This window comes from Brevibacterium pityocampae (genome assembly GCF_039541555.1).
Classification (GTDB): domain Bacteria; phylum Actinomycetota; class Actinomycetes; order Actinomycetales; family Brevibacteriaceae; genus Brevibacterium; species Brevibacterium pityocampae.
Genome location: NZ_BAABGL010000002.1, coordinates 331,660 through 343,520 on the forward strand (window position 1 = coordinate 331,660; position 11,861 = coordinate 343,520).

General features: G+C 70.1%; 9 protein-coding genes. 6 read left to right on the forward strand and 3 right to left on the reverse strand.

Annotated elements, in window-relative coordinates:
* The first annotated feature begins 11 nt into the window (after positions 1-11).
* Entirely contained in the window at positions 12-2,621 is a 2,610-nt protein-coding gene (clpB, locus tag ABD883_RS01840) for an ATP-dependent chaperone ClpB (protein ID WP_137318726.1), read from the forward strand.
* Positions 2,622-2,824: 203 nt separating this feature from the next.
* Here the strand turns inward: clpB and ABD883_RS01845 are convergent, their stop codons facing one another.
* The 3 genes from ABD883_RS01845 to ABD883_RS01855 form a co-directional block, all read right to left on the reverse strand.
* Positions 2,825-3,880: a septum formation family protein gene (locus ABD883_RS01845; RefSeq protein ID WP_345029363.1), complete on the reverse strand. Its 1,056-nt coding sequence runs from the start codon at positions 3,878-3,880 to the stop codon at positions 2,825-2,827.
* Positions 3,881-4,039: 159 nt separating this feature from the next.
* The gene (locus tag ABD883_RS01850) at positions 4,040-5,179 is read right to left on the reverse strand and encodes a Fic family protein (RefSeq protein ID WP_175406868.1); all 1,140 of its coding nucleotides are present in this window, start codon (positions 5,177-5,179) and stop codon (positions 4,040-4,042) included.
* 114 nt (positions 5,180-5,293) lie between these two features.
* Entirely contained in the window at positions 5,294-6,085 is a 792-nt protein-coding gene (locus tag ABD883_RS01855; protein ID WP_137318729.1) for an exodeoxyribonuclease III, read from the reverse strand.
* Between the two features lie 178 nt (positions 6,086-6,263).
* On the opposite strand from ABD883_RS01855, the gene ABD883_RS01860 reads away from it, so the two are divergent.
* From ABD883_RS01860 to ABD883_RS01880, 5 genes are all read left to right on the forward strand, one after another.
* Positions 6,264-7,133: an SDR family NAD(P)-dependent oxidoreductase gene (locus ABD883_RS01860; RefSeq protein ID WP_137318730.1), complete on the forward strand. Its 870-nt coding sequence runs from the start codon at positions 6,264-6,266 to the stop codon at positions 7,131-7,133.
* Between the two features lie 439 nt (positions 7,134-7,572).
* Positions 7,573-8,145: an orotate phosphoribosyltransferase gene (gene pyrE, locus ABD883_RS01865; protein WP_137318731.1), complete on the forward strand. Its 573-nt coding sequence runs from the start codon at positions 7,573-7,575 to the stop codon at positions 8,143-8,145.
* 239 nt (positions 8,146-8,384) lie between these two features.
* Positions 8,385-9,269, forward strand: a complete 885-nt coding sequence (locus tag ABD883_RS01870) for an ABC transporter ATP-binding protein (RefSeq protein ID WP_345029367.1) — start codon at positions 8,385-8,387, stop codon at positions 9,267-9,269.
* Positions 9,269-11,077, forward strand: a complete 1,809-nt coding sequence (locus ABD883_RS01875) for an ABC transporter permease (protein WP_345029369.1) — start codon at positions 9,269-9,271, stop codon at positions 11,075-11,077. Before ABD883_RS01870 ends, ABD883_RS01875 begins: the two co-directional genes overlap by 1 nt.
* A complete protein-coding gene (locus ABD883_RS01880; protein WP_137318734.1) occupies positions 11,074-11,769 on the forward strand; it encodes a TrmH family RNA methyltransferase in 696 nt (231 codons plus the stop codon). Before ABD883_RS01875 ends, ABD883_RS01880 begins: the two co-directional genes overlap by 4 nt.
* Positions 11,770-11,861: the final 92 nt, after the last annotated feature.

Sequence of the window (11,861 nt, forward strand, 5' to 3'; positions counted from 1 at the left end):
AAGGAACACCCATGGAATCCCAGTTCACCACGAAGTCACAGGAGGCCCTGTCGGCGGCGGTCAAGGACGCCGTCGAACGGGGCAACTCCCAGGTCGAGCCCGCCCACATCCTGTTCGCCCTGCTGTCCCAGCCGGACAGCATCGCCTCCGCCCTCCTCGAGCACCTCGGCGCCGATGCCCTGGCCGTGCAGAGCGAGGCGAAGACGCTGCTCGCCACGCTCCCGAGCATCTCCGGCACCAACCAGGCGCAGCCGAGCCTGTCCCGTGCCGGCCTCCAGCTCGTCAACAACGCGGAGAAGGAGATGTCCGCGCTCGGCGACCAGTACGTCTCCACCGAGCACCTCCTCATCGCCGCTGCCGCGGACACCGGGGAGGCCGGCAGGCTGCTCGTCCGCAACGGCGTCTCCCGCGACGGACTGCTCGCCGCCCTGCCCGAGGTGCGCGGCGGGCGCAAGGTCACGAGCGAGAACCCGGAGGACACCTTCCAGGCGCTCGAGAAGTACGGCGTCGACCTCACCGCGGCTGCCCGTGAGGGCAAGCTCGACCCGGTGATCGGCCGCGACTCGGAGATCCGCCGGGTGGTCCAGGTGCTGTCGCGCCGGACCAAGAACAACCCGGTGCTCATCGGCGAGCCCGGCGTCGGCAAGACCGCCGTCGTCGAGGGCCTCGCCCAGCGCATCGTCGCCGGCGACGTTCCCGAATCGCTCCGCAACAAGACGCTCATCAGCCTCGACATGGCGGGCATGGTCGCCGGTGCGAAGTACCGCGGCGAGTTCGAGGAGCGCCTCAAGGCCGTGCTCGAGGAGATCAAGGGCTCCGACGGCCAGGTCGTGACGTTCATCGACGAGATCCACACCGTCGTCGGCGCCGGTGCGACCGGCGATTCCGCGATGGATGCGGGCAACATGCTCAAGCCGATGCTCGCCCGCGGTGAGCTGCGGCTCGTCGGCGCGACCACGCTCGACGAGTACCGCGAGAACATCGAGAAGGACCCCGCGCTCGAGCGGCGGTTCCAGCAGGTGTTCGTCGGCGAGCCGAGCGTCGAGGACTCGATCGCGATCCTCCGCGGCCTCAAGGAGCGCTACGAGGCGCACCACAAGGTGACGATCGCGGATTCCGCGCTCGTCGCCGCCGCTGCGCTGTCCAACCGGTACATCGCCGGCCGGCAGCTGCCGGACAAGGCGATCGACCTCGTCGACGAGGCGGCCTCCCGCCTGCGGATGGAGATCGACTCCGCGCCGATCGAGATCGATGAGCTCACCCGCGCCGTCGACCGGCTCAAGATGGAGGAGATGGCGCTCTCGCACGAGAGCGACGCGGCCTCCGTCGAACGGCTCGCGGTGCTCCGCGAGGACCTCGCGAACAAGCAGGAGGAGCTCGCCGGGCTCAATGCCACCTGGGAGACCCAGCGTGCCGGGCTCAACCGGGTGGGCGAGCTCAAGCAGAAGCTCGACGACCTCCGCTCGCAGGCGGAGATCGCCCGCCGCGACACCGACCTGGAGACCGCCTCGCGCCTGCTCTACGGCGAGATCCCGGCTGTCGAGAAGGAGATCGCCGCCGCCGAGGCGGAGGAGAAGGAGTCCGGGACCGGCACCGCCCGCCCGATGGTCGGCGACCAGGTCACCGCCGACGACATCGCCGAGGTGGTCGCCGCCTGGACCGGCATCCCCGCCGGCCGGCTCCTCGAGGGCGAGCGCGACAAGCTGCTCCGCGCCGAGGAGATCATCGGACAGCGACTCATCGGCCAGCAGGCGGCCGTCGCCTCGGTGTCGGATGCGATCCGGCGCTCGCGGGCCGGCGTGTCCGACCCGGACCGGCCGACCGGCAGCTTCCTGTTCCTCGGGCCCACCGGCGTGGGCAAGACCGAGCTCGCGAAGTCGCTCGCGGACTTCCTGTTCGACGACGAGCGCGCGCTCGTGCGCATCGACATGAGCGAGTACGGGGAGAAGCACTCGGTGTCGCGCCTCGTCGGCGCGCCTCCCGGATACGTCGGCTACGAGACCGGCGGCCAGCTCACCGAGGCGATCCGGCGCCGGCCCTATTCGGTGGTGCTGCTCGACGAGGTGGAGAAGGCGCACCCGGACGTGTTCGACATCCTGCTCCAGGTGCTCGATGACGGCCGGCTGACCGATGGGCAGGGGCGGACGGTGGACTTCCGGAACACCATCCTCATCCTCACCTCGAACCTCGGCTCGCAGTTCCTCATCGATCAGTCGCTCGACCAGCAGGCCCGCGAGGCCGCGGTGATGAACGTGGTGCACCAGGCGTTCAAGCCCGAGTTCCTCAACCGGCTCGACGACATCGTGATGTTCGAGCCGCTGTCCATGGAGGATCTCAGCCGGATCGTCGATCTGCAGATCGCGGCGATGCAGGAGCGCCTGGCGGAGCGCCGGCTCACGCTCGAGATCACCCCGGCCGCCTCCGAATGGCTGGCGATCGAGGGCTACGATCCCGCCTACGGCGCCCGGCCGCTGCGCCGCCTCGTGCAGCGCGAGATCGGGGACCGGCTGGCCAAGGAGATCCTCGGCGGCGTCATCCACGACGGCGACACCGTGCGGGTGGACCGTCCGGAGGACACCGCGGCCGATGCCTCCGGTGGGCTGGTCATCGCCCCGGTGTGACCGGTCGCCCCGGTGCCCCGCGCGGCGGCGTCCCCGTCGGGACGCCCGCGTCGCGCCGCCGGAGTGCACGGATCGGACGACCGTGAGATCAAGCGTCCCCGCTGTGACATCACAGCGGGGACGCTTCATGCGTGCGAGAACTCCTGCTCCGGGGCGCAGCGCGTGCAGGTGCGTGCGCCTCGGGCAGGTGCACGCGACGTGCCTCAGGAGCTGGGAAGCAGGTTCTCGGTGAAGTCGCCCTTGTCCGCCCGGTGGACAAGGCAGTGGATGTGGCGGTCGTTCTGGCCCCAGGTCTCCGCGGTCGGGATGACGTAGCTCGCGGCGAAATCGGAGCTGAGCTTCGCCGGATCGAGTGCTCCGGCAGTGCCGGATTCGCAGAAAGCCTGCGCGTCCGCCGTCAGCGTGCTCGTGCCCGGGTACGTGTCGCCATCGATCTCCTGCTGGGCGTACACCTGCGCGAAGTGCGGCTGATCGCATTCGACGGTCTGCAGGGCGGTGGTGACGTCCGGATTGGCGATGCAGTCGCCCACGGCCAGGTCGGGTTCGCCCGCGGCATCCTGGGTCGGCTCCTGCGTGGGTTCCCCGGTGGGATCCTGCGTGGGCTCGGCGACGGCCGACTCGGAGGGCTCGGGCTCGCCTTTGTTGAGGATTGTGCTCCCGGCCCACAGGCCGCCGCCGACGATGAGCGCGAGCACGAGGAACACGCCGACGCCCAGGCCGATGAAGAGCCCGGTGCGCTTCTTCTTGGGCGGGGGGCCGCCGGGCCCGCCCGGATATCCCGGTGCGCCCGGGTGGCCCGGTCCGCTCGGCGAACCGGGGTAGCCCGAGGCCGGGGACGCTCCCGGGTAGCCGGATGCCGGAGATGCCCCCGGGTAGCCGCCGGGGCCTCCTGGACCTCCGGTGCTCCCGGGTCCGCCGCTCTGCGGGGCGCCCGGATAGCCGGGCTGCGCGTTGCCGGGGTGTGCAGTGCCGGGGTGCTGGGGCCCGGGTGCGCCGGGACGGCCGGGACCACTTGCACCCGGATGTCCCGGTGCTCCGGAGGGGCCGGGTCCACCGGGACCGCTCGGGCGCTGCGGGCCGCCGGGGTATCCGTCGGCGCCCGGACCGGGCTGCTGCTGACCGCCCGGCTGTCCGGCGAACGGGCCGCCCGGTTGACCGCTGCCCGTGCCGGGAGGAGCCCCATGTCCCTGGCCCGTCTGCGGCCGGGGGGTGACCTGCGGGGGATTCGGGCGCCGATAGGGATCGTTGGGATAGCTCATGGCGTCCACACTAGGTCACGGTTCCCGCCGCCTACCAGCGCCCGAGCGGGAGTATGGCGGAACTGCAACACGGGTTGCCCCCCCCCCTGCGCCTCAGTCGCTGTAGTCGACGGTTGACGGAGAGCGCGACTCACCAGTGCGCCGATTCCGTTCCTGCGATCATTCGTCTCCACTGATGGCGTCCCAGATCTCAGGGGCTACCCATCGTTCCTTTCCGCCACGGCCCCATCTGCCTTCGGATCTCAGCCACCCTTCGGCCTCGGCTGCTCTGATGGCCGTCGACGCGGTCGGTTGGCTGACGTTGAGCTCCCGCCTCACGCTCTCCACGGTGACCAGGGGGTTGCGGAAGATGATTTCGACGAGATGCGTCAATGCAGTCCTTTCGTTCCTGCGCGTGACAGCTTCTCGATACCGCTCCCGTGTGGAGATCAAGTGCTGCAGTCTGCGGGATGACGCGTCGGAGCGCACTTCGATTGCCCGGGCGAAGAACTGCACCCATTCGTCGATCTCACCGCGTTCTCTCACCGCCTGGAGCCGGTCGTAGTACTCGCGTCGGTGGGCTTCGAAGTATCCGGACACGTTGAGAGTGGGATGAGGCAGGATCCCGTCGCTGATGAAGCCGAAGAGTATGAGCAATCGGCCGATGCGGCCATTTCCATCGAGATACGGGTGAATGGTCTCGAACTGGTAGTGGAGAAGCGCGCTCTTGAGGACGGGCGCCATGGCGTGGTCGCCATTGGCGAATCGTTCCCAGTCGGTCAGGGCTTCGGGCAGATACTCATTGTGGGGCGGAATGAAAGCGGCTGTTCGGGGAGTGGCGTCTGCTGCCCCGATCCAGACCGGCGATCGGCGAGCCTCCCCGGGACTCTTCTCTTCCCCGCGAACGCCTGTCATCAGCACTTCATGCAGTCGATTGATGAAGCGTTGCGTCAGTGGCAGATCGGGCAGGAGCTCGACACCGAGCCTCATCGCAGCCAGATAGTTCTGGACTTCCTGGAGGTCCGGATCCACTGCAGACGAATCGGATATCGCTTCAGCAGAGAGAACATCACTGAGCGAAGCCTGGGTTCCCTCGATTCGAGAGCTCGACACGGCTTCCTGTGCCATCGACGGGGCCAGGAAGAGCGAAGGGTCCGGAACGATCAGACTCGCTCCCCCGAGCTTCCCCAGTGCCAGGCTCGCGCGGGAGAGTGCATCATTGGTCTCCTGTCGCAGAGATATCGAACGCGGAATCGGCGCCGGTCTGAAGAACGGGTGGTCCCACGCGAGCAGGGGGTCGGTGATGACGGTGCCGAACACGGAACTTACAAATCTGGCAGGGTCCACTGGATGATCTTATAAGAAACGCGGCCAGAATTTTTAAGTTTGTCGGATGAGGGGTCAGATCAGGGCGATTCGGAGGACGCCTGCGCCTCAGCCGCTGTAGTCGACGACCACCGGTGCGTGGTCGGAGGCACCCTTGCCCTTGCGCTCCTCGCGGTCGACGAACGCATCCTCGGCCCGCTCGGCCAGAGCCGGCGAGGCGAGCTGGAAGTCGATGCGCATCCCCTGCTTCTTGGGGAACCGCAGCTTCTGGTAGTCCCAGAACGTGTAGACGCCCGGTCCCGGGGTGAAGGGTCGGGCGACGTCCGTGAGGCCGGCGTCGAGGAGCGCGGCGAACGCCGTGCGCTCCGGCTCCGAGACGTGGGTGGCGCCGTCGAACTCGGCCATGTCCCAGACGTCGTCGTCCTCCGGTGCGACATTGAAGTCCCCGCACAGCACCAGCCGGGTGCCGGCGTCCGCGGCGAGCGTCCGGGAGACCTCCGCGCGGAGCGCCTCGAGCCAGGCGAGCTTGTAGGTGTAGTGCGGGTGGTCGAGTTCGCGGCCGTTCGGCACGTAGAGCGAGTGGACCCGCACCCCGCCGCAGTCGGCGCTGATCGCGCGGGCCTCGACATCGTCCTGGTCGCCGAAGCCCGGGACGTCGGGGAAGCCGATCTCGACATCCGCGAGCCCCACCCGGCTGGCGATGGCGACGCCGTTCCACTGGTTGAGCCCGTGGAAGGCGACCTCGTAGCCGCGCTCGGAGAAGACCTGGGCGGGGAACTGGTCGTCGCGGCACTTGAGCTCCTGGATCGCCAGCACGTCCGCGTCCGAGCGGTCGAGCCATGCTCCGATCCGCTCCGCCCGGGCCCGGATCGAGTTCACATTCCACGTCGCGATTCGCATGCCCCCACTGTATTCGACGCCTCGGACACGGGGCCGGGGCCTGAGCGCATGGACACCGGAACGGGCCGGACCCGGAGCGCACTGCCTGGGGATCAGGGTCGAGCCCCGGGCGTTCCGGCCCGGAGCGAGGCCGGAGTTTCGCGGGCGCCGCGTCAGCGGCCCGCCGTAGGGTGATCCCATGGACCGTTCGCCCCACTCCCGCACCTCCGACGCCGTCTCCCACCCCGGCCGCGCCGCGCATGCCCCGGAGGGCCCCGTGCCCGTCGCCCTCGTCACCGGGGCCACGAGCGGGATCGGGCTGGAGTTCGCGCGGGCGCTCGCGGCCGACGGCTATCACCTGGTGCTCGTCGCCCGCACTCTCGCCCGGCTGGAGGAGACCGCCGAGGTGCTCGAGGACGAGTACGGCGTCCCGGTGCGAGTGCTCACCGCAGACCTCGCCGCCGAATCGGGGATCCGTACCGTCACCGGCTTCCTCGACCGCGAACGGGTCGACGTCGTGGTCAACAATGCCGGCTACGGGCTCAAGCACTCGGTGCTCCGCACGGGCCCCGCAGACCTCGTCGCGCTCGACCGGGTGCTCAACTCCGCCGTCCAGCAGATCTCCTGGCACGCCGCTCACCGGATGATCGAACGGGGTCGCGGCGGGATCGTCAACGTCGTGTCGATGGCCGCTCTCACCACCATGGGTGCCTACGCCGCAGCGAAGTCCGCCGCCCTCGTATTCACCGAGAACCTCGCCGCGGAGCTCGCCGACACCCCGGTCACGGCGACCGCGGTGCTGCCCGGGTTCGTGCGCACGGAGTTCCACGACCGGATGCGCGTGGACATGTCGACGATGCCGGCCATCGCCTGGGTCGCAGCGCACCAGGTCGCCCGGGAGGGGCTGGCGGATGCGCGCGCCGGGAAGGCGGTGTCCGTGCCGGGCCTGCAGTACAAGCTCGCCTACCTCCTCGCGCAGGCCGTGCCTCGGCCGCTGCTGCGAGGCCTGAGCAATGGATTCCGATTCCGCCGTCTGCGCCGCCCGGCCCGGCCCGGACCGCACTCCTGAACGGGCCGCACCCGCTGCGGGGGCCGTCCGAGTCCGATCGGGCGGCGCGGCGTGCCCGGGCGCAGTGACGAGGTGTGGACATCTGACAGTACTCGCGAGTAGCGGCGGCTCTACTCCACAGTAGGTCTGACCTGCGCCGACGCCCGGAGCGCCCGGGTGATGCCTGTGACCCGCACGAATTCGCGCTTGTCTATGCTTTTTGTGAGAAGACTGAGAGTAATCGAGCAAAGTGAACGCCCGGTTTACAGCCGTCGGAATCCTGTGGTCAAATGGAACCATTCGTCCGGTGGGGATCGGACGAATGAAACGGACGTATGGGGATGCGTCCGGGTACTCGAGGGGAGTGCTGCAGAAGTCCCGGGATGTCGCGGTCTCCGCGCCCCGGGACTTCTGTATTCACCACTCCGGCACCGGCGCCCCGTCGCCGTAGACTGGGGCCATGTCTGAGACCTCTGCCGCGGATGCGCGCACCCAGCTCCTCGCCCTCATCGACGAACTCGCCGTGGTCCGCGGCCGCGTCACGCTGTCCTCCGGCAAGGAGGCCGACTACTACCTCGATCTGCGCAGGGTCACACTCGACCACCGGTCCGCCCCGCTCATCGGCGACGTCGTGCTCGACCTGCTCGAGCGCGAGGGCTACCTCGACCGCGTCGACGCGGTCGGCGGCCTGACCATGGGAGCGGACCCGGTCGGCACCGCGGTCATGCACCGCTCCGTGGTGCGCGGCACCCCGCTCGACACCTTCGTCGTCCGCAAGGAGGCCAAGGCCCACGGCATGGGCCGGCGCGTCGAGGGCCCCGATGTCGCCGGGCGCCGAGTCATCGCCGTCGAGGACACCTCGACCACGGGCGGCTCCGTGCTCACCGCCGTCGAGGCGCTGCGCGAAGCCGGGGCCGAGGTCGTCGCGGTCGCCGTCGTGATGGATCGCAACACCGGAGCGAAGCAGCGGGTCGAGGCGGCCGGCCTGCCCTACCTCACCGCCCTCACCACCGCGGACCTCGGCCTCGACTAGATCCGCTCCACGCCCCGGCCGGCCCCCGATTCCAGCCCCCAGGCCCCGGCGAAGCTGCGGGGCGCCCCAGGGCCTCCTCGGCACCCCGGCACACCCCGCGCGGCGACTGGGAATTGTCCGGATAACGAACGCCGGGCCGCCCCTCGGTTTGTGGCATGGCCCACCCTCGGGACACACTTGTCTCTGCGCACCCATCGGTCTGACGCGTGCGCACCCCTGGCGGAACAGAAGGACGATCAGTGCTCACACTCACAGGAATCACGCTCAAGTCGGGTCGCAAGACCTGGCTCAAGGACGTGTCATTCACCGCGAAGGCCCGCCGGATCACCGGCGTCGTCGGCCCCCGCGGCTCCGGCAAGACCGAGCTCACCCGCATCATCATGGGCCTCATCGAACCGGACTCCGGGACCATCACCCTCGAGGGCCACGAGCTCGGGTTCGGCGACCGCCAGAACTTCGGCTACCTGCCCAGCGAGCGCGGCGGCTACCCGAACATGAAGGTGCTCGAGCAGATCGTCTTCTTCGCCCGCCTCCACGGGATGACCATGGGCGCGGCCGAGCGCAACGCCGTCACCCTGCTCTCCCGCCTCGATCTGTCCGACCGCGCCTATGCGCCGCTGTCGCATCTCTCCGGCACCGAGGTCGCGCGCGTCGACATCGCCGCGATCCTCGCCGCCGACCCGGACGTCGTCGTCCTCGACGAGCCGTTCGACGGACTCGACGCCGCGAGCTCGGAGAAGGTGTTCGAGCTCCTGCGCGACCACGCCGACTCCGGTGTGCCGATCGTATTCACCTCCGACAGCTGGGAGCTGACCCAGGCCGCCGCGGACGACATCATCGTGCTCTCGCACGGCACGATCGCCGGTGAGGGCACCCTGGCCGAGCTCCGCGCCGACCACCGCAGCTACCGCGCCGATTTCGCCGACGAAGCCTCGGCCACCGCCGCCGAGGCGCACCTCGCCGCGAGCCCGGGCGTCGCCGCCGCCGCCCGCACGGGTGATTCCGTCGCCTTCGAGGCGAGCGACGTCGACGCCGCCGGGGCCGCCGTCACCGGACTGAGCGGTCTGCGCGGCTTCACCACCGTCGAGCCCAGCCTCGCCGAACTGTTCAAGGAGAAGGTGTGATGACGAATCCCAAGGACACCGGCGCCAACGGGCCGAAGCGCGACCTGTCCTCCGACCTCGGGAACCTCGAGGACGACGAATTCCTCGTCGAGGACGAGACCACGACGACCGAGGACGACGCCGTCGACCCGCAGGATCCCGCCACCGACGATCCCGATGACGATGAACTCGCCGACGACGATCTCGACGCGGATGCGGCCGACGAGGAGATCGAGGTCGCGACGATCGATGATGACGACGAGGTGCCCTACGAGCTGCGGGAGGACCGGCAGGACCCGGCGACCGAGCCGCGCACCGGCCTCGTCTCCGAGTTCCGCGATCTCACCGGCCGCCAGGCGGCCTGGCTCGTCTCCAACCGGGAGACGACCACGGCCTCGCGCAGCCCCCTGTTCTACGTCACCGCCCTCGTCATCGGGCTCGCCGTGCTCGCCGGCCTCGTCATCGGGCTCGGCAACGCGGACTCGACGAGCGACGGCTCCGACACCGCGGTCGCGGTCGTCGGGATCGGTGAGCAGGCCCCGCTGTTCGAACAGCAGCTCGGCATGACGGTCCTCGACGCGGAGAGCGTCGAGGTCGCCCAGGAGATGGTGCGCAACGGCGAGGTCGACGCCGCACTCATCCCTGACGTGACGGGCCAGGGCAACGACACGATCGTCGCGCTCAACAGCGAGCCGACCGCCGTGCTCGACAAGTTCGCCCCGCAGATGCCGGTGACCTACCTCGAGCCCCCGGCGGTCAACACCGAGGCCGCGAAGGCGCTCGGCTGGGGCCTGGCGTTCCTCCTCATCGCCTCGGTGATGACCCTCGGCGCGCTGCTCTACTCGAACATGCGGGTGGAGAAGCGCAACCGCATCGCGGAGATCATCGCCGCCACCATCCCGGCGAAGTCCGCGGCCTGGGGCCGGGTGTACGGCCTCACGCTGCTGTCGCTGGGGTACCTCGCGATCGCCGTCGGCGTGCTCCTTCTCGGACTCTCGATCGCCTCGCGCACCTCGCTCGCGGTGTCGATGATGCCGGGACTCGGCTGGTTCGCCGGCCTGTTCCTGCTCGCCCACCTCCTGTTCCTGTCGCTGTACCTGTGGGCCGCGACCGCCGCCAAGCGCCGCGGCCGCCAGGTGGGCGCAGGACTCACCGTGATCCTCGTGCTCGGCGGGGCGCTTGCGCCGCTGTTCTTCCTCAACAACTTCGAGGCGCTCAAGTGGATGTCGTGGATCCCGTTCACCGCTCCGGTGGCGACCCCGCTGCGCTACTTCGCCTCCCAGGCCGAGTGGTGGGAGGGTCTGATCGCGCTCGGCTCGGTGCTCGTCGCCGCACTCATCGCGTTCGCCCTCGCCTCCGCCGCCTACCGCCGCAACCTCCTGCGCGGCTCCGGTCGCACCGGTAAGACCGCGAAGGTCAAGGGGGATCGGAGCAAGGGCGCCGAGACCGAGGACGGCGACGACGACGCCGCGGAGACGAGCACGAAGGACGCGAAGTCGTCGAAGGGCGCGAAAGCTGCCACGGGCGCGAAGTCCGCGAAGTCCGGGAAGTCCGGGAAGTCGACGACCGCTGGCAGGTCCGAGGACGTCGATGGCGCGGACCTCGATGACGCGGACGTCGAGGATTCCGACCCGGACGAGGATGCCGCGGAGGAGTCCACGGCCACGACCGCGAAGTCGACCGGGAAGTCGACCGGGAAGCCCGCTCCGGCGACGAAGGCCGCGAAGACCGCGACCGGGAAGTCCGCGGCGAAGCCGGGTACCGCCGGGAAGTCCGGGAAAGCCGGCTCCTCGGCCGCCTCGAAGCGGAAGAAGCCGGGCGCTCGGTGACCGAGCAGCACCAGGACGACGGGCAGGCGGGCTCAGCAGAGCGCCTGCCCGTCGGCGTCGGACCGTGGGAGGGCCCGCTGCCGGCAGGCGACCACTGGGACCCGGAGCTGCTCGCCGCCGGTGACCGCCGCAACGTCGTCGACCGATACCGCTACTGGACGCTCGAGGCGATCGTCGCCGACCTCGACCGGTCCCGCCACTCGTTCCACGTCGCCGTGGAGAACTGGCAGCACGACCTCAACATCGGGTCCGTGGTGCGCACCGCCAATGCCTTCAACGCCGCCGCCGTCCACATCGTCGGCCGGAAGCGGTGGAACCGCCGCGGGGCCATGGTCACCGACCGCTATCAGCACATCCACCACCACCCCGACGCCGCTGCGCTCGCCGCCTGGTGCGCCGAGCGCGGACTGAGCCTCATCGGCGTGGACAACTTCCCCGACTCGGTGCCGCTGGAGACCTTTGAGCTGCCCGAGGCGTGCATGCTCCTCTTCGGCCAGGAGGGCCCCGGCCTCACCGACGCCGCGCACGCCGCGTGCGATGCCGTGCTCTCGATCGAGCAGTACGGGTCCACGCGGTCGATGAATGCCGCCGCGGCCGCCGCGATCGCGATGCACGCCTGGATCCGCCGGCACGCCTTTGGCCAGCTCGCCGCCGGGGCCCCGGGCCGGGACCCGGCGCCCGAGCGCCGGTGAGCCCGCACCTCGGGCACGGGGACGGCAGGACCGGGGAGTCCGCTGCCCACGGGCCGGCCCGGCAGTGGCGCGGGAGGCCGCCTGCCGCATAG